Genomic DNA, 26,389 nt, shown 5'->3' on the forward strand with positions numbered 1-26,389 from the left:
TTTTATGGGACTAAAACATCCTCAACATATCAGAACAGAAATCAGTTCCGATACAATCATTTCCTCATATTTTTCACATCTAACAGTATTCTGAGTTAATGATTATAGGACAGAGCATTGATACACCCGTACTTTCAGCAATGTATCCTGAACTCTTGTGAAAATACAACATGAATAGCCACACAGTAGCCAGCACATAATAAAATTCACAACCATTAGATAATCAAGGGAGGAGCTTTCAATTGAGTGCAAATCAACCAGATAAGAATCTAATCAACACAGTAAAAGAACTTGAAGCCACGCCCGTAAACAGCCTGGAGGCCCAACAGCAGCAGCAAGCCCGTAATGATCGCCGCAAACAAGCTCTGCATGACAGCGACGGCAAATTCTCAGAAAATGAATCTGGGAACTTCCATTAGAGTCTTCAGCTATGTCCGAACCCCAATAAATCGCACGTTTTATGATCCTTTCCAAAATGAAAAAAACGTAAAAAAGCGACCACGATGGTCGCTTTTTTACTGATATTAAGAAATGCCTTCTCCTGCAAATCATTCTTATCTTCAGTATCCTGATGAATACTCTTTGCTTTCTTTTAAGCGAGCGATATCATGGCCCGTCGGGTTTTGGAAGACACGAAGCCCAAATATCGGTACAACTGCAAAAATGTGATCAAAGATATCAGCTTGAACCGATTCATACACCACCCAGTTAGTATCATTGCTAAACGCGTAGATTTCTAAGGGCAGTCCATTATCCTCTGGCGCTAGCTGTCTGACGATCAGCGTCATATCCTTATGAATTTTAGGATGATTCCTCAGATATTCATGGATATATTCTCTGAATACACCAACATTCGTGAGATGTCTTCCATTTACTTTACTCTCCGTATTGATTTGATGTTCGATATTATAAATGCTAATTTCATTTAATCTTGCCCTTATAAAATCGGAAAGGTAGTGAATCTTCTGGAATTCCTCCATCATTTCTTTTGTACAAAAGCATATGCTGCTTGTATCGATATGAATGCTTCGTTTAATCCTTCTGCCGCCAGATACTTGCATGCCCCTCCAGTTTTTGAACGAATCTGAAATAAGGGCGTAGCTAGGAATCATGGTGATTGTTTTATCGAAATTCATAACCTTTACCGTATTCAATGTAATGTCAATTACATCACCATCCGCATTATATTTAGGCATTTCGATCCAGTCACCTACACGCACCATATCATTAGATGATAATTGAACACCTGCCACCAAGCCCAATATAGAATCTTTAAAAATTAGCATAAAAACAGCTGATAATGCACCTAACCCACTAAGAATAATCAATGGATTCTGACCAATGAGGTTAGAGATCACCACAATAACACCAATGATAAATAGAATAATCTTTGCAACCTGAATGTACCCTTTGATCGGTCTAATCTTGGAGACCTCAAACGAGCGATAAATAGCATCGATGGCATTAAGTAGTGCATTAAACACCGTGATAGTTACGATAATCATATAAGTTAAGGCGGATTTTTCAATAAAAGCCTGATATAGCGGAAAGATAGACGCAGAAAAATAGATGATGAAGGCTGGCGCGAGATGCGACAGCTTGTGAAACACTTTTTTCTCCAAAACGATATTATCCCATGCATACCGATCCTTACTAATGAAATGAATAATTATCTTCAGCACGATTTTTTTAGCTATTAAATTGGCCAGTACAGAGAGTAGTGCTATAAATAAGACCATGATTATATTCGAAAGATAACCTGTCATTTGTTCGCTTACACCGTATCCTGCTAGTTGATCTTTTATAAAATTCATCATTTCCTCCTGATGCGTGTTACTTAAATTGTTTGATGAAATGGTCTAGCACTAACATTCGACGTATTGATCGTTGCGGGTGAACTATTATTGCCTAGTTTCAACTAATTGTATTAACCTGGTCAACGCGCTTGAGTAAATTGTGTCATGTCTATGCACAAACCATACCTGCAAATCTCGATACTCTTCAGGCAAACGGTGGGAAGTGATTATGCCCTGTTCTTCCGCCTTGGCAATCGATGACTGTGGCAGCATAGACACACCAAGTCCAGAGGAAACGCCATCTAGAATAACTGCTAATGTGCCAAATTCCATAATCTGATAAGTGGTCAGGCCAGTGCCTCTCAGAAAACTCTCTGCTTTCGCCCGATGCGTACATCCAACGTCAAAGAACAACATCGGTTTCATGAGTAGCTCATACATTTCGTTTTGTCCCGGTTCAGAGATCAACACCAACTCCTCTTCAAAGGCCGCGATATGTTCTATATCTGGATCATCAACAGGACCATAGACGAACGCTCCATCAAGCTCGTAATCCAGCACCTTTTGTAAGAGCGCATGTGTCACACCCGTAGTGAGCGATAAATTAACATCCGGATATCGTGATTGATACTCGGCCAATAGAGGAGTCAGATGAATGACTGCAGTCGCTTCAATGGAGCCTATCCGAAGAGGCCCTGCAGGATGGTCCGAGTATTGTGTAGTTTTCACAGCCTCGTCCATCAGAGTCAGTATTTTATCCGCATATCCCAGTAAATTCTCGCCAGCCAAAGTTAGCGTCATTCCTCGATTGGATCTCCGAAAAAGGGGTGTTTTCAACTGAGCCTCAAGATACTGAATTCGGGTCGTCACATTAGACTGTACATAGTTCAACATTTGCGCAGCCTTGGTTATGCTACCCTCTCGAGCCACAGCCTGAAATATTCTTAAATCTCCGCTTTCCATTTCTATGTCACCTGCTTGGTATGATCATTTATGATACTCACATTCGGTTTTGTTCATTTTACTGTATGATTCCCACTCTGTACAATTCAATATAGATTCATTGAAATACGAATTACTGGAGGATTAGGATGAAAGCAATCATACATGCTGGGATGAACGGCTTGAAGAGCCTGACATATGAAGACGTTGTTGATAAACAGCCAGGCTTCGGTGAAGTAAAAGTAAGGCTGAAAACCGCAGGGTTAAATCATCGAGACTTATTTCTCATAGCGGATCGAACAAATGAGGATGCTCCCCTGATTATGGGCTCTGATGGGGCGGGTATAATTGAAGCGGTAGGTGAAGGCGTAACATCCCTTACAGTAGGTACCGATGTAATCATTAATCCGTGTATCGGATGGGAAATCACCCACGATGTCCCGAACGTTCCGGCCATAGTGGGCGGCCCTTCAGATGGTACATTTGCCGAGTCTATCAACATCCCTGCACAAAATGCCATCAGCAAGCCAGCTTATTTGTCTTGGGAAGAAGCGGGCGTGTTGCCCTTATCTGCCTTGACAGCCTATCGGGCTTTGTTTACGAGAGGCCGCTTACAGCAAGGTGAACATATCCTTATTCCAGGTATTGGTGGCGGTGTGGCTACTTATGCCATGCTTATGGCTTCAGCAGCGGGTGCACGAGTCAGTGTCACATCACGAAGTGAAACAAAAAGGCAAGTTGCTCTTGCACATGGGGCAGATCATGCCTTTGACAGTCATAGTGATTGGAAGGAAAGTATGAAAGGAGAAACAGTGGATCTCATCCTGGATAGTATCGGGCCAGCGACGTTCCAACAGTACTTTGATATCATTAAGCCAAATGGCCGGATCGTTACATTTGGTGCAAGCTCAGGAGATCGAATGGAATTAGCAGTACGATCCATATTTTACCCCCAAATTAGTATCATTGGCACCTCAATGGGAAGCAGTGAGGAGTTTGTTGCGATGCTTCAATTTATGGAACTCCACTCGATACGCCCTATTATTGATAGTGTGTATCCTTTACAAGAAACCCTTCAAGCCTTTCAGCGAATGCAACAGGGGGAGCAGTCTGGCAATATTGGAATAAGAATTAATTGAAAAAAGACACCTCACAAGGTGTCTTTTATTTACTCTATATGGAACCGAGGCGTGTCACGGTAAATCCATTAGCCGCCCAGTGTTCAATGCATGCAAGTATTCCACCGCAACATGCCAAGAGTCAGCAACCATCTATCCTTTTACGTGGCGCTAACACGTCGTTTAGCAAGTGCCATCGCTGCGGCATAGCCGGAGCTCCAGGCCCATTGCAGGTTATAGCCGCCGCAATCTCCATCGACATCCATCACTTCACCTGCCAAATACAGCCCAGGGACTAACTTAGATTCTAACGTTCCTTCGATTAGCTCCGTCGTATCGATGCCACCGGCTGTTGTTTGTGCATTCGTGAAGCTATTGGTATCGGTCACTTTAAATTCCCAACGTTTCAAGATTCGATAAAATATCTTCTTGGTTTTCCACGATAGATCCTGACAAAGCAGATGCAGCTGTTGATCAATTCCAGCCTCCTTCAGCAGAACTGGAATCAGTTTCTTGCTGACGATGCCCACAAAAGAATCGGCAACCGTCCGGTGTCCGAAGATTCCCCAGTGGATCTCCAGAAAATCAATTAACTCTTCCTCCGTGCGCTCCGGCATTAAATCAACCGACAATGTCACCGATTCTCCTATTCCGAGATTATACGCAGCCTTTCTGCTGAGCTGAAGTATGGGCGGACCCGAGATACCATAGTCCGTAAAAAGAATCTCACCAGACTCAGTGCGGATAACTTCATTGTTTACGATAACATGGGCCTCTCCCTCAAATTTGATGCCCGATAGTTCCTTCAAATACGGATAATCCAGCTTCAATTGTACAATGCCTGGCACCGGGTTGATCAGGGTGTGCCCCAGACGTTGGACAAGCGTATAACCGGAGCCGTCCGTTCCCGTTTTGGGAGCGGTAAGGCCGCCTGCACATAGAAAAAGATAGTCGCTGGTATACACAACCTGTTCCTCTGTCTCCGTCTGGCAGGTTATCGCGAACCGCGGATGTCCCGCCGAAACGGTAACATCCAACACTTTATGTTTATAATATACGGGAACATTCCGATCCTCCAGCGCCAGCTTAAATACACCCGGCACCGAAGCCGCCTGCAGCGACATCGGATACATCCGGCCATTCTCCAAGCTTACAAAAGGAAGCCCGAGCGAGGAGAAAAATTCGATCGTTTGGCGGACACCGAATTGCCGCAATACATGTATTGGGAATCCTTCCTGATTACTGTGATACTTGCGTGATAAAGCGGCCGCTTCATCCGTACCGGTGGCGGTGGATTGGTTCGTAATGTTGCAACGCCCGTTACCCGTCGTTATTATTTTCTTCCCAAGCCGGTCATTGCTTTCAATAATTGCTGTATCAATACCTTGATCCCTCGCTGTAACTGCAGCCATTAGACCTGCAGCACCCCCACCGATAATGAACAGCTCGTGGTGCTTAGAAGTCTGATCCTTATACATGTTAATTGATGCATCCCTTTTCCTAATAAATTTATTGAATTGACTTAGCTAGCGCCATGGCGGCCACATATCCGGAACTCCAGGCCCATTGCAGGTTATAGCCGCCGAAATCTCCGTCCACATCCATCACTTCGCCAGCCAAATACAGCCCAGGCACCAGCTTGGATTCCAGCGTTCCTTCGATGAGTTCCGACGTATCAATGCCGCCGGCTGTCACTTGCGCATTCGTAAAGCCATTGGTATCCGTCACTTTAAATTCCCAACGCTTCAAGATTCGATAAAATTTCCCCTTGGTTTTCATCGATAGATCCTGGCAAAGCAGCTCTGGCTGTTGATCTAAGCCAGTCTCTTTTAGTAGGACAGAAACAAGCTTCTTATTGAAGATGCCAACAAGGCAATCCGCCACAGTCCGGTGTCCAAAGGTCTCCCAGAGCCTTTCTAAAAACTCAACCAACTCTTCCTCCGTGCGGCCCGGCATCAGATCAACCGACAATGTTACCTGTTCTCCTCTTGCAAGATGATACGCAGCCTTCCTGCTTAGCTGAAGAATTGGCGGGCCGGTAATACCATAATCCGTGAAGGCAATTTCACCCTGTTCACTGCAGATGACTTTACCGTTCACAATGATATGAGCTTGTCCCTGAGATTTGATAGTGGACAGTGCCCTCATATTCGGATATTGCAGCTTCAATTGCACAATGGCCGGCAAAGGCTCAATCAGGGTGTGTCCCAGACGTTCGGCAAGTGTATACCCAGGAGGTTCTTTTCCCGCATTTGGACCGGCAAGGCCACCCGCAGATAGAAGTAGATAGTCGCTAGTATAAACAACCTCCTCCTCTGTCTCCGTTTGGCATTTTATCTTGAAGCGCGGATGATTCTTCGAAACAGTAACATCCAACACTTTATTATTGAGGTATACCGGAACATTCCGATCCTCCAGCGCAAGCTGGAAAATATCCAGCACCGCTGCTGCCTGCAGCGACATTGGATACATCAAGCCCTCCTTCAATCTTGTAAGCGGAAGCCCGAGGAAGGAGAAAAAATCTATGGTTTGACGGATGCCAAATTGCTGCAATACCGCAAGTGGAAATCCGGCCTGATTACTGTGATACTTGCGCGATAAAGCGATTGCTTCATCCGTACCCGTTGCAGTGGATTCATTCGTAATGTTGCAGCGGCCATCACCTGTCATTAATATCTTCTTTCCAATCCGGTCGTTACTCTCCAGAATGGCAGTATCGATACCCATATCACACGCAGTAACAGCGGCCATTAGTCCGGCAGCACCTGCGCCGATAATAAACAGCTTGTGGTGCATAGAAGTCTGATTCTCATACATGGTTGGTCAATGCATCCTTTATCCAATTTTTCTAAAAGCACAGAGTCACTTTATTAAATTATAGCATAAGTGTACTGGTTTTCATTTATATCTCCCTATTAACTCTTCCTATCCTATGTTTGCCTTTTTTATCCCTATATAGAACCTTAAATTTTTCTTCACGCCTTCTTCACTGCAATCTTTAATTCCACATACGAAAGATACTGGATCTAGCAAGATACTCATTTTTTTGAACCGCCACGCATAGTCCAGATCATACTCTGAAAACATGAAAAAGACACCCTTCATGGTGTCTTCAATAATACTCCATATGGAGCCGAGGGGAGTCGAACCCCTGTCCGAAGATAACGGCACATAAGCTTTCAAATTATAGAATCGTATAGAAATTACTTATCTATGGTTAAAAAAGGAGACTGATCATAGGAATAACTCCTTAGAATAGTGATGCAATTATATAAGTTAATACGCAAAAGTACCTTTGCCGCTACAGATGATGGCTGGATTCTTTTAATTTTTAGAAGTTGCTAATTCCCTGCAGAATCAAGATACGTTTCAGCTTCTTCTATCGATTCGTACAAGTTTGCAATATCTTTAAACATACGATGCATTTGCGTTTTGTAGAAAGAGGTAGGCGCAACATACACCCATTTGTGTTTTGTAGAGATTCCAGCTTTCACAGCATCTTCACTTGTTGGAGCAAGAATTGCCAACACTTCTTGCTTAAATACCAGGCCACCAGTAATTACAGTCATACCTGTAAACCCTCGCTTAGTTTTCTTCAGTACTTTCGGAAATTGTTCCGCGTACGCAAGGGCATCCTCAACATCCATACCGTCCGATGTTACAATAATTCTGTTTTTGTTTTTAACATAATCAATAGTAAAACTCATGATAGTAATTCCTCCGAATGTTTTTGTTTTTGGATGCTTAATACTATAATTTTATATCAGTTCGGGCTCTTATAGATATTAATAACTTCAAAGTGAATGATCTAATTTTAGATGTAGACAATATGTCTACAATGATGAACACATTTAGTTCCCTATAACGCCTTGTCTACATTCGGTCTGCAATCCAACCACTAAACAGCAAAAAACCCGCTATTTTAGCGGGTTTTTCTTATGGAGCCGAGGGGAGTCGAACCCCTGTCCGAAGATAACGGCACATAAGCTTCTACGAGTGTAGTCACAGTTTTGATGTCACCCGAGTATCGCCCCGTAACCGGCTATACGTTGGGTCAGCCTGATTATCTTCTTCCGTTGACCCCAGGCGGAGACCAGACGGCGTATCCCACTACTTGTTAGCCCCTATCCCTGTCACATGGGCGATGCAGGGTAGAAGCACGCGCGCAGTTTCTTAGGCTGCGAAAGCGTAGTTGTTTTGTTGTTTGCCGTTTAATAGGCTTTAGCGTTGATGAAGCGGACGCGTCCCCACTACTCGCTACTCATGCTCGAACTACCCCCGTCGAATCCAAGAACGGCCCCTCATTAAAAAGGGCGCTTCGGATCAAGCGGATCTTCCAAGCAAGAGAGATCCTATCCACAGCTTCTTCTTCAAGAAGTCTGTAACGAAGCAATAATCTTACTTACTCAGTATATCACATTTATCAATACTTTAACACGTAGGTTAAAGGAATTGAAGGTGGAAACTGGTACTCATTTGAATCGTACATTCTTCTTAGATTATCTGGCGATCTTTTGCTTCTCACGCAATACACGCTGGATATCACGCTGAGCATCACGCTTAGCAGCAGAGTCACGTTTATCGTACTCTTTCTTACCTTTACCAAGACCAATTAACAGCTTCGCATAGCCATTTCGCACATAAACCTTGAGTGGCACAATCGTAAATCCATCTCGCTTGGACAAGCCCAGCAGTTTATGAATTTGCTCCTTGTGCATCAGCAATTTACGAGTACGCGTCGGGTCCGTAGGGTTAGCACGATTACCTTGTTCAAAAGGGCTGATATGCATGTTGTGAATGTGAATCTCACCGTTACGGATCGTAGCAAAAGCATCTCCAATATTAGCGCGGCCATTACGCAGCGACTTGATCTCTGTACCTGTCAGCACCAAGCCAGCTTCATAAGTATCCTCGATAAAATAATCATGGGAAGCTTTTTTGTTCTGGGCAAGTACTTTCCCGTCTGCTTTTTTACCCATGAGAATCACTCCTTGAATCATATTCATAAGTTAAAGTAACCATGTCACTCTAATCTTAAACGACATAGTCATCGAACGTCTGATCTATATTGTAACAAATGGAATCGATTGTGCGCAAGGAAGGATCAGGTAATCCTTTCCCAGCCATTTTGACAACTAGTTGTCAGTAAGTTTACCCAATAGTTAACTTTAATTACATTTATTTATAAAAAGGTGTTTATGTTTCTATATTCACACATCTCAGTTAACTCATACCCTTTTCTATTCACTCTCTCCCTCCGACGCTACCCTAAAGCTACATAAATGCACCTTATACATCTATTTAATATATTTAGATGCTCGATGGTTATTTAGTTGTACTTTCTACAGTTAATAACTCGAAATCATGCTGTTTTGAAGATACTGATCAGATTTAGATGTACAAAGTGCAATTAACCTCAATCTCCACTGAAACGCAGGAATTTAACTGCACATTATGCAATTAAAAAATAAGCATCGTGATAGCACGGGTTACTTTGCTCCAACCCAAGTGTCATAGTTACAAAATGATGCTGTAACCTAGCTTCTTCTGATTATTACTCAACAAACTTGTGGCAACCAATAGTCTCGGTCATAAATGAGAATTTCACACTTGAGCAGCGAAAAAGAATTAAAAAAGCACCGCCCCCAATCAAAGGGAGCGGTGCTTAATCTTTCGTCATAGAGCTACGAAACGTAGCCCAATAACGTTATTTATTTCTTCTTTCTCTTACGAGGAGCACCGTCTGGAGCGCTGCCTGTAGTGTCACTACGTTTAGAAGCGGCTTGTTCCGACGTCTGAACGTTGCCCGGTGTCACAGATTGACCGATGAATACACCGCTTTTGTTCTTCTTTTTCCGGCGACCTTTACCTGTTGGAGCGCCGCTACGGCCTTCTCCACCGCCAAAGTTACCGCCGCGGTCCTCTCGGCTACGGAACTTCGTGCTGCCGTCCAGGCCGCGGACTTCGCCGCTGGAAGAGTCAGACGCAGGAGCGCCGTATCCGCCTTTGCCGGAGCCAAAGCCGAAGCTGATGCCGCGTCCACCACCGGCACCGCCGTTGTCACCGCCGCGGCCTCGCCCGCCGCTGCGCTCACGTGGCGCGCCTGCGTTACCGCCGGCTTCGCCCTTGCGCTCTGCGCCGGTGCTTCCGCCCGGCGCCGCAACTACCCGGCTCGCATCCTCGCCGGCATCACGCCCGCGCTTCCGCTTTCCGCGTCCGCCCGGTGCGCCAACACCGGTCGCTTCGCGCGGCCCTTCGCCGGCGCGCACACCAGCGCCCGGCTTGCCCTTGCCCGCGCCTACAGCAGCGCCGGGCTTGCCTTTACCGCTGCGGCCCTTGCTGCCCGCGCCGCCTTTACCCCCGGCTGGCGCCTTGAAGCCGCCGCTACCTGGACGGCCGCCTTTGCCACCGCGGCCGCCTCCAAAACCACCGCCGCGATGCTCACCTGGCGCGCGTGGTTTCATGTCGACCAACTCGAAATCGATCGTGTGGTCATCCATGTTTACCTTGGCGACTCGAATTTTCACCTCGTCGCCAATACGGAACACCCGTGATGTGCGCTCACCGATGAGCGCCATATGGGCCTCGTCGAAGTGATAATAATCGTCGCTCATAGCGCTGAGACGAATAAGGCCTTCGACAGTATTGTCCAGCTCGATGAACATTCCGAAGCTGGTCACACTGCTGACCATTGCCTCGAATTCCTCGCCTACTTTATCCTGCATGTATTCAGCTTTCTTCAGCTGCTCTGTATCGCGTTCTGCTTCTACCGCTACACGCTCACGTTCCGAGGACTGCTGAGCAATGTCAGGCATCCGGCCGGCCAAATAATCATGTCGTTTCTGGCTCAGCGCCCCTCCATTCTCAATCACTTCACGCATTACACGGTGAATGACCAGATCGGGGTAACGACGAATCGGCGAAGTGAAGTGGGAATAGTATTCCGCAGCCAGTCCGAAATGGCCTGTGCTCTCCGCATCATATTTCGCCTGCTTCATGGAACGCAACATCATTGTGCTAATAACAGTCTGTTCTTTAGTCCCTTGGATTTGCTCCAACAGATCCTGCAAAGCACGTGGATGAACTGAATTGCCACGTCCCTTCACGTGATATCCGAAATTAGCCGCAAAAGCCATAAAATTCTGTAGCTTCTCTGGATCTGGATCTTCGTGAATCCGGTAAAGGAACGGAACCTTCAACCAGTGAAAATGCTCCGCGACTGTTTCATTCGCCGCGAGCATAAATTCCTCAATAATCTGCTCAGCTACAGAACGCTCACGCTTCACGATATCTACAGCCTTGCCGTTCTCATCTACGATGATTTTGCTCTCTTCAAAGTCAAAATCAACCGCGCCCCGCCGCATCCGCGCATCACGCAGCTTCATCGCCAATTCTTTCATGAGACGGAAATCATCAATTAATGGACTATAGCGCTCCAGCAATTCTGGATCTTCATCCTCCAAAATTTTGCGAACATTGGAATAAGTCATTCTTTCTTTGGTGCGAATCACACTTGTAAAGACATCGTGCTTCACGACCTTCATGTGTTCGTTAAATTCCATCTCGCAGGACATCGTTAAGCGGTCTACCTGTGGATTCAAACTACAAATCCCGTTAGACAAACGGTGAGGCAGCATCGGAATCACCCGATCCACCAAGTACACACTACAGCCCCGATCATAGGCTTCTTTATCGAGCTCAGAGCTCTCACGTACGTAATAACCTACATCCGCAATATGCACGCCTAGCTTGTAATGTCCGTTCTCCAGTCGCTGAACATTAACCGCATCATCCAGGTCCTTAGCATCCTCACCATCAATCGTGACAATGTTTAGTCCGCGCAAATCGCGACGTCCCTGCTCAGCAATTTCCTCTTCTGTGATTGAATCCGGAGCGTTGTCCGCTTCGTTCATCACTTCAGCCGGAAAGGCCTCTGGCAGCTGATGCTTACGGATAATAGATAGAATATCGACTCCTGGATCATCCTTATGTCCGAGGATCTCAATAATTTCACCCTCTGCCGCTGATCGGCCTTCTGGATAATTCACGATACGTACAACGACCTTTTGACCGTCTACCGCCCCCATGAAGGATTGCTTCGGAATAAAAATATCGCGATTAATCCGTTTATCATCAGGCAGCACAAAGCCATAGGTCTCCAGATTTTGAAATACGCCAACCGTCTGCAATACTCCCCGTTTTACAATGCGCTCAACTTCGCCTTCCATACGTCCGCCGGACGGACTTTTAGAGGTAATACGGATAAGGACGATGTCACCATTCATAGCTCCCTTAAGATCATTCGCATGGATATATACGTCAGGATGATCACGATCATCCGGGATAAGAAAAGCGAAGCCTTTCGCATGAGCCTGTAACCGGCCTCGCAGTAAATCCATTCGTTCCGGCACGCCATAACGTGCATTACGAGTTAATACAATTCTTCCGTCCTGCTCTAATTCAATTAGTAGTTCCTCGAACTTTTTAAACCCTGTGCTATCTTCTAGAGCAAAATGGCTCACCAGCTCTTCATAAGTCATTGGTTTATATGCAGTTTCCCGCATGAAATCGAGTAATATTTCTTGTGTTATCATGTTCGTCACCCCAGCCCTCCGCGGCTCCAAGCCGCTGGCAAATATGTATGTCTTGTCCTGCTCTGTAGTAATGCCAAGTAAAATTTACCTTTACCTACTTCATACCCTAGTATACACGAAATCAATCCTGCGCATCCCTGTTACTGTCATCCAAAGGTAAACGCAGTACGAAATTTCATTCACACCGAAGGAGAAAGTTTATTTATTAAGGCTTTACCGTATCGAATCTTATTCTTTCTGCTATGCAAAGAAAAGCACCTGCAGGTGCTTTATCCCCTTTTTATTATAACAAAAAAGCCTTCGCTCCATTCCATTCAGAACAGAGCGAGGGCTTACTGTAGGTACTTTAGTCAATGAAAACAGCAGCTAGAATCGCCATAATGAAGAATCCTGCAGCAAGTCCAACTGTTACACGTTGTAGTACGAGTTCCATACCACGAGCTTTTGTTTTACCAAAGAGATGCTCAGCACCACCGGAGATGGCACCGGAAAGACCCGCGCTTTTCCCCTTTTGCAGAAGAACGACCGCAATAAGACCGACGGAAAAAATCAGGAGCACAACTTTCAAAAAGATATCCATTCACTTCCACCTCCTACGCCTAAGCATCACTATCTATGGTAATTGAGGTTATCACGATACATAAACAGTATTCTTATTTTATCATAGCGTTCAATGGAATACAACCGCCTCCGTTGTATATCTTCCCTAGATTCTTGTAATCTCTTGCTTCTATTCTATTTGATTTTTTTCCAATTTATACCGTCATCCGAAATAGCGACTCCCTCATCGGAATATCCAAGGAACTTCGTTCCAGATTGGAAAACATACATATTGTTTAGAGCTTTTATTTTTGTTGTCTTCCAGTTGATTTTATCCTTAGATGTCAATACTTTCGTATTCACAACCCCTGAAGAAACCCAATAATGCATAAATACATAATATTGTTTGTTTTTCTCATAAATAGGTGAGCGCCAATCATTGGTCTGCAACGAATTATTGGTATTTTTGATCTTAAAGTTAATGCCATCTATTGATGTTAGCACATGCGAATAATCATCATATAGTAGAATCTGGCCATTTATAACAGGCTGTTCCTCATAAACGCCATACCCTTTATAAGGACCGTCCGCATTTGACCAAGTATAGTTCAACTTCTTTACGGCCCCTGAATGTTGCGTCCATTTCTTCAGGTCAGTTGAGGTAAATATAATCAGTTCACCGGAAACCCCATCCTTCTGTTTCACCAAAAACTGATTTTTTGTGCTCGGCTTGCCGTAATACAGATAACCTCCACCTAGAGCTGTATACTGTTTACCATTCCATATTAATTTTGCACCCTTAGTTGCAATTGTACTTTCATAATCCCAAGATATTCCGTTCATTGAAGTGAAAATATAAGTACTTTTTAAATACTCATTTGTGGCAAGTAAAACTTGCTTCCCGTGGACTGATTGAATCTGAAGGATAGAAAGTTTACTTCCGTTCGGTGCGTAAAGAAAAAAAGAAGTCCATTCTTTACCGTCCTTTGAATAATAGGATTCCGTTCCTTTATAATCGCTGACGGATAGGTAAAATAAATTGTTATGATATTGAAAATAATAATTGGCATTTCTCGGGAGACTTCTGGATACCCAGGTCTTTCCGTAATCATATGTAATGTTTAAGTAATTCCACGATGTAGTCATGATTGTACCCTTATTATTTGTTGCAATATAATTAATTCCATCTTTGGTCGCTCGGTTAAAAGCAATAGGGAAGGTATATTTGGTCGGTGTCTCCACTACTTGTGGTGCTGGTTCTGTGGAAACTACTGCTGTTACCCTCTGATCCATCGTTTCACCATAAAACTTCACACCCTTATTTTTGAGTGTCTGAAGCGCAATCTTATTTGCTTCCTCATTGAAGTTAATTTCATTATTGGACATATTCAGAGACTCTAGGTTCTGAAGTCCAACTAAAGGTGAGATAACCTTTACTGGATTATTGTAAAAGACGATTGAGGTTAGTGAATCCATTTCAGAAATGGCATCCAGATTCTCTACCTTATTATCAGAAATACCTAGATAGTTTAGTTTCTTTAGGTTTTTCAACGCATCAATTGAAGAGATTTTATTCTCGTTAATCGCAAGAGATGTTAATTGGCTCAGATGCTGTAAGGGGGTCAGGTCAGAAATTAAGTTTTTATCCATATACAACGTATCTAACTGTATCAGCGAGGCAATTGGCTTAATATCTATAATACGGTTGTCGTCCAAATAAAGATTTTCCAGCTTCGTCAATTGGGATAATGGCTGAATATCTTGAATCTCATTAAATTTCAAAGATAACGATGTCATATTAGTTGCATATTCTAAGCCTTTTAATGATTTTATTTTCTTATCCTGCGCCACTAGGAATGTTAGCTTTTCCATGTCCTCTTGTGTAATGGGGCCGGATGCTTTATTGATATCTCTACGAATCTCCTGTTCAAGGTTAGGATCCTCGACCCTAATCTCAGATGCCTCAACCGGCTGAGGAATTAATAGGTGAATTAATACAATACTCATTAATAACACGAAGACACGTGAACAACGAATATACTTTTTCATCAAAAGCGCTCCTATCATTTATTGAGAAACCAGTAGCCAAAAGAAGAAAAAAGGGCCTGCCGAAAGCGGCAGGCCCTTTATAGGCTTTTTAGAGACGTGAATTATCTTTTAAGGTTGTAGAAAGATTTCAGGCCGTTGTATTGAGCCAATTCACCCAACTCGTCTTCGATGCGAAGCAATTGGTTGTATTTAGCAACACGGTCTGTACGGGAAGGAGCACCTGTTTTGATTTGACCAGCGTTAGTCGCAACAGCGATGTCAGCGATTGTGCTATCTTCGGATTCACCGGAACGGTGAGAGATAACTGCTGTGTAACCAGCACGTTTAGCCATTTCGATAGCATCGAAAGTTTCAGTCAATGTACCAATTTGGTTAACTTTAACCAAGATGGAGTTACCGATACCTTTTTCGATACCTGTTGCAAGACGCTCAGTGTTTGTAACGAACAAGTCGTCACCAACCAATTGAACTTTGTCTCCCAATTTTTCAGTAAGCAATTTCCAACCATCCCAGTCGTCTTCGGACATACCGTCTTCGATTGTGATGATAGGATATTTTTCAACCCATGAAGCAAGAAGGTCAACGTACTCAGCGGAAGTGTAAGATTTACCTTCGCCAGCAAGGGTGTATTTACCGTCTTTGTAGAACTCAGTGGAAGCAACGTCCATACCCAAGAATACGTCAACACCTGGTTTGTAACCAGCTTTTTCGATCGCTTCGATGATTGTAGTGATTGCTTCTTCATTCGAACCAAGGTTTGGTGCGAAACCACCTTCGTCACCAACAGCTGTGTTCAGGCCTTTGGATTGAAGTACGGATTTCAAGTTGTGGAAGATTTCAGCACCTGTACGAAGAGCTTCTTTAAAGCTTGGAGCTCCTACAGGAAGAACCATGAACTCTTGAACGTCGATGTTGTTGTCCGCATGCTCACCACCATTGATGATGTTCATCATTGGTACTGGAAGAGTTTTAGCGTTGAATCCGCCCAGGTATACGTACAAAGGAATATCCAATGCTGCTGCAGCTGCGCGAGCTACGGCCATGGATACAGCTAGGATTGCGTTAGCGCCCAATTTACCTTTGTTATGAGTTCCGTCCAAAGTGATCATCAATTTGTCGATGCCCACTTGGTCAAGAGCGTCCATACCGATAACTTCTGGAGCGATGATTTCATTTACGTTCTCAACAGCTTTCAGAACGCCTTTACCCATGTAACGGGATTTGTCACCATCACGAAGCTCTACAGCTTCATGAGCGCCAGTGGAAGCGCCGGAAGGAACGATAGCGCGGCCTTTAGCACCGGATTCAAGATAAACGTCAACCTCTACAGTAGGGTTACCACGGGAGTCAAGGACTTCGCGAGCATAAACATCAGAAATAATAGTCATTTTAGTTAATCTCCTTTAAACAATGTTTTGGTTTTGATTGTTGAAGCTTAATCTTAGGTATTGTTTCCTTATTTGCGACTAGCGATCATGGATTGACCAGTCATTTCCGCAGGTTGCGGAATTCCCATCAGATCCAGAATGGTTGGTGCTACATCAGCAAGGATACCGCGATCGCGCAATACAACATTTTCATCCGTAAGGATGAACGGAACCGGGTTAGTAGTATGAGCTGTGAACGGACGACCGTTCTCATCAAATACCATGTCTGCATTACCGTGATCGGCGATAATGATCGCAACGCCACCCTTGGCAACTACTGCGTCCACTACTTTACCTACACACTCATCAGTTACCTCTACAGCCTTGATTGTTGGCTCCAACATACCGGAGTGTCCAACCATATCAGGGTTTGCAAAGTTAAGAATAATAGCATCCTGTCTTTCCGCTTCGATTTCTGCTACGCAGGCTGCAGCCACTTCGTAAGCACTCATCTCAGGTTGAAGATCATAGGTTGCCACTTTAGGAGAGTTGATCAAGATACGAGTTTCTCCTGGAAGTTCCTCATCACGTCCACCACTGAAGAAGAACGTTACGTGCGGATACTTCTCAGTTTCCGCGATGCGCAGTTGCTTCTTGTTGTGTTGCACAAGTACTTCACCCAATGTGTTATCCAGGTTCTTCGGTGAATAGGCTACATAACCTTGTACCGTTTCACTGAAAGTAGTCAGGCATACGAAGTGCAAGTCTTGCGGGAACAAAGGACCCCGGTCGAAACCGCGGAAATCTTGATTCGTGAACACTTGTGACAACTGAATAGCACGGTCAGGGCGGAAGTTGAGGAACACGACGGAATCGCCGCTCTCTACTGCCGTTACCGGTTTGCCTTCACTGTCTACAATCACGCTAGGTTCAACGAATTCGTCGAACACGGAATTTGAATAAGATGCAGTGATAGCTTGCAGAGCATCTGTGTATTTCGGTCCTTCGCCATAAACCATAGCACGATAGGCTTTTTCTACACGATCCCAACGTTTGTCACGGTCCATTGCGTAATAACGCCCGGATACCGTTGCAATTGTACCTACTCCAACTTCTTCAATCTTAGCAACCAGATCTTGAACAAACTTCTTACCACTATCTGGAGGTACGTCCCGGCCATCCATGAAAGCATGGATGTACACTTCGTGCATATCTTCTTTCTTAGCCAGGTCAAGCATAGCAAACAGGTGATTAATATGGCTATGTACCCCTCCGTCGGATACAAGCGCGTAAAGATGAAGCTTTTTACCTGTGTTCTTAGCATTTCTAACTGCGGCTACCAGTGTTTCATTATCGAAGAATTCGCCCTCACGGATCGATTTATCGATACGAGTCAAATCCTGGTACACAATCCGTCCTGCACCAATATTTAAGTGCCCTACTTCAGAGTTGCCCATTTGGCCTTCTGGAAGACCAACAGCTTCACCACAAGCAGTAAGGGTAGTATTAGGATATTGTTTCAAGTAACGGTCATAGTTAGGTTTGTTAGCTTGAGCAACGGCGTTACCTTCAGATGTTCCACGCAAACCGAAACCATCCATGATGATCAAAGCTACAGGTCTTGGAGCTGACATCTTACTTCGCCCCCTCAACCAATTGAACGAAGGAAGCAGGCTGCAAGCTGGCACCGCCAACAAGCGCACCATCGATGTCGCTTTGGCCCATGTACTCAGTTACATTCTCAGGCTTCACGCTGCCGCCGTATTGAATACGAACAGCTTCAGCTGTTGCAACATCATACAAATCTTTTACAAGACTGCGGATGTAAGCAATAACTTCGTTAGCATCTTGGGAAGTGGAAGATTTACCTGTGCCAATAGCCCAGATAGGTTCGTATGCAATGACAACTTTTGCTGCTTGCTCGGCACTAAGTCCTTGGAATGCAGCTTCAGTTTGTACTTTACATACTGCTTTAGTTTGATCAGCTTCACGCTCTTCGAGCTTTTCGCCAACACATACGATTGGAGTGATACCGTGACGGAATGCAGCATGCATTTTCTTATTCACGATTTCATCTGTTTCGCCAAAATAAGCACGACGCTCTGAGTGACCAATGATTACATAGTCTACGCCAAGATCGCTAAGCATTACACCACTGATTTCTCCTGTGTAAGCACCGTTATCTTCAAAGTGCAGGTTCTGTGCGCCAATCTTGATGTCTGTACCTTTTGCAGCTGCTACAAGTGCAGGCAGGTTAGTAAATGGGGCGCAGATAACAGTCTCAACGCCTTCTACTTCTGCTTTGCCTTTGATGTCAGCAATAAAGCTTTCTGCTTCAGGAACTGTTTTGAACATCTTCCAGTTACCCGCAATAATTGGTGTTCTCATGAATTTAATTGCCTCCTTCTATACGTCTTACTTGTCGTTCAGTGCTTCTACGCCAGGAAGCGCCTTGCCTTCCATGAACTCAAGGGATGCACCGCCACCAGTGGAGATGTGATCCATTTGGTCAGCCAGGTGGAATTTTTCTGCTGCTGCTGCGGAATCTCCGCCGCCAATAACAGTGTAACCTTCAGTTGTTGCACAAGCTTTCGCTACTGCAAGTGTACCTTCAGCGAATTTATCGATTTCGAATACGCCCATAGGTCCATTCCAGACAACCAGCTTGGAGTTCTTGATAATATCGGCATAAAGTTCACGAGTCTTAGGTCCGATATCAAGTCCTTCCCAACCTTCTGGGATTTCATTGTAATTAACGATCTTAGTGTTAGCATCAGCACCGAATTTATCAGCAACAACAACATCAACAGGAAGCATGAAGTTTTTGCCAAGTGCTTTAGCTTTTTCGATGAATCCAAGAGCAACGTCAAGTTTGTCGTTGTCTACAAGTGACTTACCGATTTCAAAGCCTTGTGCTTTAGTGAATGTATAAGACAATCCACCGCCGATCAGGACGTTATCAGCCAAAGACAACAAGTTATCAATAACATCAATCTTGTCTTTAACTTTCGAACCGCCGATGATCGCAGTGAAAGGACGTTCTGGGTTAGTAAGAGCTTTACCAAGAACGGTCAATTCTTTCTCCATCAAAAGACCGGATACAGCTGGTAGGAAATGAGCGATACCTTCTGTCGATGCATGTGCACGGTGAGCCGCGCCAAACGCATCATTGACGAACAAATCAGCCAGTTCAGCGAATTGTTTAGCCAATTCAGGATCGTTCTTTTCTTCACCTGGGTAGAAACGAACATTCTCAAGTACAAGTACGTCGCCTTCGCCTAGCTCAGCAATTTTTGCTTTGACAGCTTCGCCAACAGCTTCGTCAGCTTTAGCTACTGGTTTGCCGAGAAGCTCGGACAGACGTTCAGCAGCAGTAGTCAAACGCATGGAATCTACGAATTGACCTTTAGGACGACCCATGTGACTCGCAAGAATGATCTTTGCACCGTTCTCAATCAAATATTTAATGGTTGGAAGGGTTTCGCGAATACGAGTATCATCAGTAATCTTACCGTCTTCTACAGGTACGTTGAAATCCACGCGTACAAATACGCGTTTGCCCTTTACTTCTACATCACGGACGCTCTTTTTGTTCATGATTAATTCCTCCACACCCAAAGTTGTTTCTAGCAGGAAACAAGAAATACATTTAGAAAGAGCGGAAACAAGGAACTTCTGTTTCCGCTCTATAGATGTTACTTATATCAAGTCAATTACTTAGCGATTTTAGCGAATTTCTCCAAAGTACGAACCAATTGTGCAGTGTAGGACATTTCATTGTCATACCAAGCAACAGTCTTAACGAGTTGTTTGTCGCCAACAGTCAATACTTTAGTTTGTGTAGCATCGAACAGGGATCCGAAAGTCATACCTTTGATATCGGAAGATACGATTTCATCTTCAGTGTAACCATAAGTGTCTGGATCGGAAGCTGCTTTCATTGCTGCGTTGATTTCTTCAACAGTAACGCTCTTATCAAGAACAGTTACAAGCTCAGTCAGGGAACCAGTTGCAACTGGAACACGTTGAGCCGCACCATCCAATTTACCTTTAAGTTCTGGAATAACAAGACCGATTGCTTTAGCAGCACCAGTAGTGTTAGGAATGATGTTCTCAGCTGCTGCACGAGCGCGTCTGAAGTCACCTTTAGCGTGTGGAGCATCCAAAGTGTTTTGGTCACCAGTGTAAGCGTGAATTGTAGTCATCAAGCCTTCAACGATACCGAACTTGTCGTTCAATACTTTTGCCATTGGAGCTAGGCAGTTCGTTGTGCAAGATGCGCCGGAAATAACAGTCTCAGTACCATCAAGAATGTCATCGTTAACGTTGTAAACGACAGTTTTCATGTCGCCAGTAGCTGGAGCGGAGATAACTACTTTCTTAGCTCCACCTTTCAAGTGTTTTTCAGCTGCTTCTTTAGTTGTGAAGAAACCTGTGCACTCAAGTACGATATCAACGCCTAGGTCGCCCCATGGCAATTCTTCAGGGTTGCGGTTAGCAAGAACCTTAACTTCTTTGCCATTGACTTTGAAGAAGCCATCATGCACTTCAACATCACCTTGGAATTTACCTTGAGTTGTATCATATTTAAGCAAATGAGCAAGCATCTTAGCGTCAGTCAAGTCGTTGATTGCTACCACTTCGATACCTTCTACATTTTGAATACGGCGGAAAGCAAGGCGTCCAATACGTCCAAATCCGTTAATTCCAACTTTTACACTCATTGAATAGTTCCTCCTAGAATTCGTTTTATTTATTCAAAACAGACCGTGAAGCCTGTCATGACAACAATGTTAAGTATGATACAAGATATATGTTCTAGTGAGTTACGAGGATATCTGTAACTGATTATCAATTTCCTTGCCGATTTCCACAGCAGCAGCCTCGTCGGTGACGAGTATATTCTCCTGCCCGAAACGCAGCATGGCATGAATGGCTTTGGCCTTTGGTTTACCTCCAGCAATACCGATGACTGTCTCCGTCCGAACAATATCTTCTAGACGTAGTCCCATCGTAAGCATCGTATGGACAACCTGACCATCTTCGTTAAAGTAATACCCAAAGGATTCAGCCACGGCTCCCTCACCCTGGATTTCTGAGACAGTTGCCTCATCCAGCTTGCGGCGACGAGTCATTTCAATGGCATCCCCAATCCCATGTACAATAATACGCGAACTGCGGATGATTTGTACAATCTCTCCAATATTAGAGTCAAGTGCTAGTGACTGGTAGGCATCCCCACTAAGTAAATCAGGTACATGCAGCAACCGGTAATTCGCTCCTACCCGTTTTGCCATTGTTGAGGCAATCGTATTGGCTTGAATCTCCATACTCTCTCCTAATCCACCACGCGCCGGAACAAACCAAGCGTTCTTATAGGAAAGGGATAACGGCGGTGTCAGTTGATCAGCCATGTCGGCAAGCGTTGATCCACCTGTGACAGCAACTATATCATCTGTACGAAGTACACTGAGCAGCGCTTTTGCACCCGCTCGGCCAAGCTCACGTTTGGTGAACGGCGATGACTCACAATCACCCGGCACCACAATAACTTTATCCAGACCGTACGTTGCCCGAATTTTCTCTTCCAGCTCATCCAGACCAAACAGGCTCTTAACGACCGGCTCTAGCAAATCAAGCAGTCTACGTCCAGCAGCGCTAATGCGCATGCCAACGCTCTCGATCTCAATGAGCCCTTGCGATTTCAGAAGATCCGTCTCGGCACGCAGTACCCGCTCAGTCATATCAAGCGAAGCGGCAAGCGTTCTGCGCCCAATTATATCGGACAGCATGATCTGATGAAGAATCGTGTACCGTCTCTTAAGGGTTTCCATGAGATCAGGCAGAAGCTGCTTTTGGATATCTAATAAATTACGCATACTTTCACTCCTGCAACTTCGTCTTCCTCTATTCCCTTGTTCATGGTCTCAAAATGTCCCGGGTAAACTTTTTAAGTCCCACTCATATTCTAACCAAATATTGCTCGAAGTGCAAGTCTTCCGAGAGTAGAATTCTCAAGCGCTTGTCTTCTTATACATTTATAAGATTGGGAAAGAGGTTCAGCTCCAAAAAACCTGTCATTAACAATCCGGATTCTTTCGCTGATTGAAACACAATGTCCGCTTGTCCACCTTGAAGACTAGGGATAGAGCCTGTGTACAGTATTATTAATTCATTGCAATTGCACAGAAATTGTATTATAATCATTTTTGTTGCGCCCGTGGTCCAATGGATATGACGTAGGCCTCCGAAGCCTGAGATCCAAGTTCGATTCTTGGCGGGCGCGCCATTAATTTCACTTTTGTACATAATTTAGTAGTGCCTATACTACTACTTAACCAAAGAGCCGCGTGTCGGCTCTTTTTTTTGAATATAAGTTTGACTTTCTTTGACTTTTTGTTTGAATTTGTTTATCATGTGGGTAATACGGCAAGAGTAAAAATGAATACATTTGAAGAACCAATATCAAGGAGGTTTTCCACGTGAGTTATATTCCTATGGTAGTAGAACAGAGCAACCGCGGTGAGCGCGCTTATGACATCTATTCCCGCCTGCTGAAGGACCGCATCATTTTCCTTGGAACGGAGGTTAATGACGTGGTAGCCAATTCTATCATCGCACAAATGCTGTTCTTGGCTGCCGAAGATCCGGATAAGGACATTCACCTTTACGTGAATAGCCCCGGCGGTTCCATTACTGCAGGTATGGCTATTTTTGATACAATGCAGTACATTAAACCGGATGTTTCCACCATCTGTGTAGGTATGGCAGCTTCCATGGGAGCATTCCTACTTAACGCTGGCGCTAAAGGCAAACGCTTCGCACTGCCTAACAGTGAGATCATGATTCACCAACCTCTGGGTGGTGCTCAAGGTCAAGCAACGGATATCGAAATCCGTGCCCGCCGTATCCTCAAATTGCGTGATAAGTTGAATCGTATTCTTGCAGAACGTACGGGTCAACCGCTAGAACGTATTGAGAAGGATACAGATCGTGATTACTTCATGACTGCTGCAGACGCGGCAACTTACGGTATCGTTGATAAAGTCATCGAGAAAACACTGCCTAGCGGTGTGTAAGCTATAAAACAACGCAAAGAGGCTGTGCCCTATCCACTTGATGGTTAGCGCACAGCCTCTTTACTTTTCAGACCACCACTCCATACGAATCTCAGTTAAATCAAACCGCCATATCCAAGCGCATCGAGTTTCTCAGCAATCACACGGTAGCCTCGGCCATTCGGATGTAAGTGGTCAATCGATAATAGCCCTCTCTCATTTCCTGCAAACTCACTATAGATAGAAGCAAACCCACATACTCGGCTACTGTACTGTGAGGCATAGCGGTTAAACTGCCGCACCCACTCTGTAGCACCCACTACCTGAGGATAAGGATTATACAGTCCCACAATCCGAATGATAAAAGGTCTACGCGTTCCCGTCTTCAATTGGAAGAGGATACTCATAATTGCAGCAAAATTTTGTTTGCATTCTTGCAATGATCTTCGCAGCTCTTTAGATAAATTTTCAGGTTGTCTAGCTGCAGCCTTCGCAGCATGGATTAAATCGTTGCCACCGATGGATAGAGTGATGATGTCGGCTGCTCGAATGGCTTCGCGAGTCATTGCACTCCCCCGTAGCCGCTGTTCCAGTTCAGAAGTAGTCAATCCATTCACGCCCAAATTCGTAGAGGCTACATTAGAACGCAGTCTCCCTTCCGCCATTCTACGGTACACCGGTACAAAACCGTTACCTGGCAGAGCGCCAAATCCAGTCGTCAAGGAATCGCCAATTGCAGTGTATTGATAGCTCATAGCTCTCCCCCGTTCATAAACTAGTTACTCCATTTAGCATATGAATTCGAGGTGATTCTGGTAAGGGGGAGATGTCCAGTGGTGACACTAGCGGTTACAACTTCTCTATTTATTTTACAGCAGCAAATGGGCTACCGCCTTCCGGCAACAGTTCTTTGAAAGTAAAGGGATATTCCGGGAATCCCGCAGCATAAGCTGTGTATTCATACAATTGGAAGAACAGCACGACCTGATCATCCTTCAGATAAAAATACTTTTCCGTATTCAATCCGTTGAACCCTCCCAAATAACTTTCCTCCGCTTTTACTAGCTTGTTCAACTTAGCATTCAACTCTTTTTTGTAGTTTGGGTTAGCTCCGAACAGGTCGCCCAACAGCAGACGTTTGCCATCCTTGAGCGAAAAGGTAAACGCCTCCCGATTGGTCATACCATGAGCGCCGCCCGTATCGCTATACTGTGACATCACTAAGCTGATCACACCATTCTGATTGTAGGTCACCACATAATCTCTATCATAGGTATACTTAGGCTCTGACCCGGATCGATTCGAGATATCCTTCTCTGCGCCTGCAGCGAATTTCATGGCACTTTCTTTTAAAATATCATTCATGGCCTGCTATGCATTGGAATTGCTTAATCCACTAAACTTCGGATAATCAAGCTGGATCAAAGCCTCTTTTCGATCCTTAGCATAGATCTCCGTGGTTACTATCAACGCATTCTGTGATCTATTCACCACATTCAACCTACTAGAGCCCCGACTCCAATCCACTTTATAGCCCAAATAATCATTTAACAGAGCGGATGGAACATAGAGGCGGTTGTTTATTAGCTTTCCTTCATACTCTCGAATGTAATAATTGTTCACCCAAATTGAAGTACCATAGCTAGATAACAGCAACTTGGCCTTAGTCGTTCCCTTTCCGATCGTGTATGCATTTTCTTTTTTATCATAAGTTAGAGGTAATTGCAGTACATCACGCATAAAGGTAATCGGAATCCAGACCTTCCCTTCCTGCAAAATACCTGTCTGCTGAGAAATTACCCCGTTCGCCTTTAAAACTATACTTGCAGCAATTGCCTTGCTCTTCGTCTGATCAGACGCTGCATAACCCTTATCACTAGGCAGCAATCCTCCACCAAGCAATAATCCCGCCGACATCAAACCTATGCCCCATTTGCGTACTGTTTCTTTTGAAATATTCATCATCTAGTTTTTCCACTAATTTCCAGTTTATTAAACCTAATCTTGGAGAATTTACACAAAAAAAGAGGCGCCCCCCACTATTACTAGTGGAAGATCACCTCTCCTCTCTGCAATCATCTTGTTCTGCTACTATTTCAATTCATACATTACGCTCAGCTGTGTTGTAACTTTAACTACTCCCGGTTGAACGGATGTGCTTGCACCAGCATCTGCTGCAGCCATTTCCATTTTTAGATTTTGTTCAAAATAAACCGGAGTGACATTGCCATCATTTTGGCTGACCGTGATTACTTGACCCAAGCTACGTTTAGCTGCCTTAGCAATAGCACCTGCTTTAACATCTGCGTTCGCCATCGCCTTTTCAATCACCTGAGCTTCAAAGGCAGAAGTGTCTTCCACGGAAAAACGTGCATTTCCGATATTATTTGCCCCCGCCGCAGATGCAGCGTCTAGCAATTCACCAACCTTGGTCAGATCTCTGTAGGACACTAACAGTGTATGATTCGCGTTGTATCCTTTCACTTGCTGTCCTTCTTTTTCGCTATAACTGTAGTTGGGTTGCACATAGAATTGGGTACTTTGAATATCCTTATCTGCGATTTTCCAAGTCCCCTTCAGTAGGGTAGTGATCTTTTGGATTTTAGCAGCATTTGTTTTTTGCGCTTCTTGCGCAGTTGTAGCCGTAGTATCCACACCGATGGACAAGTATACAATATCCGGCTTGATGGACAATTCACCTTTACCTACTACACTAACGACATTTTTCTGCACTTCATCTGCGTAAGCCTTTGCAGGGCCTTGGAAGACACCACTCATGCTAATCCCTCCAATTAACAAACTCCCTACAATCAACACTGAACCAATCTTCTTTACCAAACCTTTCATATTGCCAGCCCCTTTCATCCTTTGTGATTTGTTATTATCCTCTAGACGAGTCTTTTTGGTAAATGTTGCACAACTAAA

General features: G+C 44.4%; 22 protein-coding genes, 1 tRNA gene and 1 other RNA gene. 4 read left to right on the forward strand and 20 right to left on the reverse strand.

The genetic code is table 11. The annotated features are described in order from the left end of the window. Positions 1-242 precede the first annotated feature (242 nt). Positions 243-419, forward strand: a complete 177-nt coding sequence (locus MKY52_RS08155) for a hypothetical protein (protein ID WP_179085866.1) — start codon at positions 243-245, stop codon at positions 417-419. A 141-nt stretch (positions 420-560) separates the two neighbouring features. Here MKY52_RS08155 and MKY52_RS08160 read toward each other — a convergent pair whose 3' ends face one another. Both MKY52_RS08160 and MKY52_RS08165 read right to left on the reverse strand, forming a co-directional pair. Continuing rightward, positions 561-1,814: a mechanosensitive ion channel family protein gene (locus MKY52_RS08160; protein WP_341053371.1), complete on the reverse strand. Its 1,254-nt coding sequence runs from the start codon at positions 1,812-1,814 to the stop codon at positions 561-563. Positions 1,815-1,901: 87 nt separating this feature from the next. Beyond that, positions 1,902-2,759 (reverse strand): LysR family transcriptional regulator, encoded by an 858-nt coding sequence (locus MKY52_RS08165; protein ID WP_341050911.1) that lies wholly within the window; start codon positions 2,757-2,759, stop codon positions 1,902-1,904. Positions 2,760-2,887: 128 nt separating this feature from the next. Here MKY52_RS08165 and MKY52_RS08170 point away from each other — a divergent pair, with 128 nt between their 5' ends. Then, positions 2,888-3,877, forward strand: a complete 990-nt coding sequence (locus tag MKY52_RS08170; protein WP_341050913.1) for a zinc-binding dehydrogenase — start codon at positions 2,888-2,890, stop codon at positions 3,875-3,877. Positions 3,878-4,017: 140 nt separating this feature from the next. Here MKY52_RS08170 and MKY52_RS08175 read toward each other — a convergent pair whose 3' ends face one another. The 14 genes from MKY52_RS08175 to MKY52_RS08240 form a co-directional block, all read right to left on the reverse strand. After that, the gene (locus tag MKY52_RS08175) at positions 4,018-5,334 is read right to left on the reverse strand and encodes a BaiN/RdsA family NAD(P)/FAD-dependent oxidoreductase (protein WP_060626499.1); all 1,317 of its coding nucleotides are present in this window, start codon (positions 5,332-5,334) and stop codon (positions 4,018-4,020) included. 31 nt (positions 5,335-5,365) lie between these two features. Continuing rightward, on the reverse strand, positions 5,366-6,673 hold the full coding sequence (locus tag MKY52_RS08180; protein WP_341050915.1) for an aminoacetone oxidase family FAD-binding enzyme: 1,308 nt from the start codon (positions 6,671-6,673) through the stop codon (positions 5,366-5,368). A gap of 524 nt (positions 6,674-7,197) precedes the next feature. Next, positions 7,198-7,563: a hypothetical protein gene (locus MKY52_RS08185; protein WP_042184038.1), complete on the reverse strand. Its 366-nt coding sequence runs from the start codon at positions 7,561-7,563 to the stop codon at positions 7,198-7,200. A gap of 229 nt (positions 7,564-7,792) precedes the next feature. Further along, positions 7,793-8,157: a transfer-messenger RNA gene (ssrA, locus tag MKY52_RS08190) on the reverse strand. 198 nt (positions 8,158-8,355) lie between these two features. Then, positions 8,356-8,835 (reverse strand): SsrA-binding protein SmpB, encoded by a 480-nt coding sequence (gene smpB, locus MKY52_RS08195; RefSeq protein WP_042123338.1) that lies wholly within the window; start codon positions 8,833-8,835, stop codon positions 8,356-8,358. A 732-nt stretch (positions 8,836-9,567) separates the two neighbouring features. Beyond that, positions 9,568-12,450, reverse strand: coding sequence for a ribonuclease R (gene rnr / locus MKY52_RS08200; protein WP_341053372.1), 2,883 nt, complete (start codon positions 12,448-12,450; stop codon positions 9,568-9,570). Positions 12,451-12,796: 346 nt separating this feature from the next. Further along, positions 12,797-13,030: a preprotein translocase subunit SecG gene (gene secG / locus MKY52_RS08205; protein WP_042123332.1), complete on the reverse strand. Its 234-nt coding sequence runs from the start codon at positions 13,028-13,030 to the stop codon at positions 12,797-12,799. 155 nt (positions 13,031-13,185) lie between these two features. Continuing rightward, the gene (locus MKY52_RS08210; RefSeq protein WP_341050916.1) at positions 13,186-15,039 is read right to left on the reverse strand and encodes a leucine-rich repeat domain-containing protein; all 1,854 of its coding nucleotides are present in this window, start codon (positions 15,037-15,039) and stop codon (positions 13,186-13,188) included. Between the two features lie 101 nt (positions 15,040-15,140). After that, the gene (eno, locus tag MKY52_RS08215; protein WP_042123330.1) at positions 15,141-16,427 is read right to left on the reverse strand and encodes a phosphopyruvate hydratase; all 1,287 of its coding nucleotides are present in this window, start codon (positions 16,425-16,427) and stop codon (positions 15,141-15,143) included. A gap of 68 nt (positions 16,428-16,495) precedes the next feature. Beyond that, a complete protein-coding gene (gene gpmI, locus MKY52_RS08220; RefSeq protein WP_042123328.1) occupies positions 16,496-18,040 on the reverse strand; it encodes a 2,3-bisphosphoglycerate-independent phosphoglycerate mutase in 1,545 nt (514 codons plus the stop codon). A 1-nt stretch (position 18,041) separates the two neighbouring features. Beyond that, on the reverse strand, positions 18,042-18,794 hold the full coding sequence (tpiA, locus tag MKY52_RS08225; protein ID WP_042123325.1) for a triose-phosphate isomerase: 753 nt from the start codon (positions 18,792-18,794) through the stop codon (positions 18,042-18,044). Between the two features lie 27 nt (positions 18,795-18,821). After that, positions 18,822-20,003, reverse strand: coding sequence for a phosphoglycerate kinase (locus MKY52_RS08230; RefSeq protein ID WP_042184036.1), 1,182 nt, complete (start codon positions 20,001-20,003; stop codon positions 18,822-18,824). Positions 20,004-20,119: 116 nt separating this feature from the next. Further along, positions 20,120-21,130, reverse strand: a complete 1,011-nt coding sequence (gap, locus tag MKY52_RS08235) for a type I glyceraldehyde-3-phosphate dehydrogenase (RefSeq protein ID WP_036687120.1) — start codon at positions 21,128-21,130, stop codon at positions 20,120-20,122. Between the two features lie 102 nt (positions 21,131-21,232). Continuing rightward, entirely contained in the window at positions 21,233-22,285 is a 1,053-nt protein-coding gene (locus MKY52_RS08240) for a sugar-binding transcriptional regulator (RefSeq protein WP_042123320.1), read from the reverse strand. 335 nt (positions 22,286-22,620) lie between these two features. On the opposite strand from MKY52_RS08240, the gene MKY52_RS08245 reads away from it, so the two are divergent. Beyond that, positions 22,621-22,695: transfer RNA gene (locus MKY52_RS08245), tRNA-Arg, on the forward strand. Positions 22,696-22,888: 193 nt separating this feature from the next. Further along, positions 22,889-23,485 carry an ATP-dependent Clp endopeptidase proteolytic subunit ClpP gene (gene clpP / locus MKY52_RS08250; RefSeq protein ID WP_042123316.1) on the forward strand — a complete coding sequence of 199 codons (597 nt, stop codon included), beginning with the start codon at positions 22,889-22,891 and terminating at the stop codon, positions 23,483-23,485. Positions 23,486-23,580: 95 nt separating this feature from the next. On the opposite strand, the gene MKY52_RS08255 is transcribed toward clpP, so the two are convergent. From MKY52_RS08255 to MKY52_RS08270, 4 genes are all read right to left on the reverse strand, one after another. After that, positions 23,581-24,219, reverse strand: coding sequence for a GDSL-type esterase/lipase family protein (locus MKY52_RS08255; protein WP_076299968.1), 639 nt, complete (start codon positions 24,217-24,219; stop codon positions 23,581-23,583). A gap of 109 nt (positions 24,220-24,328) precedes the next feature. Continuing rightward, a complete protein-coding gene (locus tag MKY52_RS08260) occupies positions 24,329-24,829 on the reverse strand; it encodes a DUF3298 and DUF4163 domain-containing protein (protein ID WP_341050918.1) in 501 nt (166 codons plus the stop codon). A 6-nt stretch (positions 24,830-24,835) separates the two neighbouring features. Further along, entirely contained in the window at positions 24,836-25,429 is a 594-nt protein-coding gene (locus tag MKY52_RS08265) for a stalk domain-containing protein (RefSeq protein WP_341050919.1), read from the reverse strand. Positions 25,430-25,555: 126 nt separating this feature from the next. Beyond that, entirely contained in the window at positions 25,556-26,311 is a 756-nt protein-coding gene (locus MKY52_RS08270; RefSeq protein WP_042184030.1) for an SIMPL domain-containing protein, read from the reverse strand. Positions 26,312-26,389 lie beyond the last annotated feature (78 nt).

The organism is Paenibacillus sp. FSL P4-0184 (assembly GCF_038004625.1).
In the GTDB taxonomy this organism is placed as follows: domain Bacteria; phylum Bacillota; class Bacilli; order Paenibacillales; family Paenibacillaceae; genus Paenibacillus_AQ.

Excerpts from the sequence above, each read along its gene's own strand:
- MKY52_RS08160 (WP_341053371.1), bottom strand. The coding sequence starts at position 1,814 with ATGAATTTTATAAAAGATCAACTAGCAGGATACGGTGTAAGCGAACAA.
- MKY52_RS08165 (WP_341050911.1), bottom strand. The coding sequence starts at position 2,759 with ATGGAAAGCGGAGATTTAAGAATATTTCAGGCTGTGGCTCGAGAGGGT.
- MKY52_RS08170 (WP_341050913.1), top strand. The coding sequence starts at position 2,888 with ATGAAAGCAATCATACATGCTGGGATGAACGGCTTGAAGAGCCTGACA.
- MKY52_RS08175 (WP_060626499.1), bottom strand. The coding sequence starts at position 5,334 with ATGTATAAGGATCAGACTTCTAAGCACCACGAGCTGTTCATTATCGGT.
- MKY52_RS08180 (WP_341050915.1), bottom strand. The coding sequence starts at position 6,673 with ATGTATGAGAATCAGACTTCTATGCACCACAAGCTGTTTATTATCGGC.
- MKY52_RS08185 (WP_042184038.1), bottom strand. The coding sequence starts at position 7,563 with ATGAGTTTTACTATTGATTATGTTAAAAACAAAAACAGAATTATTGTA.
- smpB (WP_042123338.1), bottom strand. The coding sequence starts at position 8,835 with ATGGGTAAAAAAGCAGACGGGAAAGTACTTGCCCAGAACAAAAAAGCT.
- rnr (WP_341053372.1), bottom strand. The coding sequence starts at position 12,450 with ATGATAACACAAGAAATATTACTCGATTTCATGCGGGAAACTGCATAT.
- secG (WP_042123332.1), bottom strand. The coding sequence starts at position 13,030 with ATGGATATCTTTTTGAAAGTTGTGCTCCTGATTTTTTCCGTCGGTCTT.
- MKY52_RS08210 (WP_341050916.1), bottom strand. The coding sequence starts at position 15,039 with ATGAAAAAGTATATTCGTTGTTCACGTGTCTTCGTGTTATTAATGAGT.
- eno (WP_042123330.1), bottom strand. The coding sequence starts at position 16,427 with ATGACTATTATTTCTGATGTTTATGCTCGCGAAGTCCTTGACTCCCGT.
- gpmI (WP_042123328.1), bottom strand. The coding sequence starts at position 18,040 with ATGTCAGCTCCAAGACCTGTAGCTTTGATCATCATGGATGGTTTCGGT.
- tpiA (WP_042123325.1), bottom strand. The coding sequence starts at position 18,794 with ATGAGAACACCAATTATTGCGGGTAACTGGAAGATGTTCAAAACAGTT.
- MKY52_RS08230 (WP_042184036.1), bottom strand. The coding sequence starts at position 20,003 with ATGAACAAAAAGAGCGTCCGTGATGTAGAAGTAAAGGGCAAACGCGTA.
- gap (WP_036687120.1), bottom strand. The coding sequence starts at position 21,130 with ATGAGTGTAAAAGTTGGAATTAACGGATTTGGACGTATTGGACGCCTT.
- MKY52_RS08240 (WP_042123320.1), bottom strand. The coding sequence starts at position 22,285 with ATGCGTAATTTATTAGATATCCAAAAGCAGCTTCTGCCTGATCTCATG.
- MKY52_RS08255 (WP_076299968.1), bottom strand. The coding sequence starts at position 24,219 with ATGAGCTATCAATACACTGCAATTGGCGATTCCTTGACGACTGGATTT.
- MKY52_RS08260 (WP_341050918.1), bottom strand. The coding sequence starts at position 24,829 with ATGAATGATATTTTAAAAGAAAGTGCCATGAAATTCGCTGCAGGCGCA.
- MKY52_RS08265 (WP_341050919.1), bottom strand. The coding sequence starts at position 25,429 with ATGATGAATATTTCAAAAGAAACAGTACGCAAATGGGGCATAGGTTTG.
- MKY52_RS08270 (WP_042184030.1), bottom strand. The coding sequence starts at position 26,311 with ATGAAAGGTTTGGTAAAGAAGATTGGTTCAGTGTTGATTGTAGGGAGT.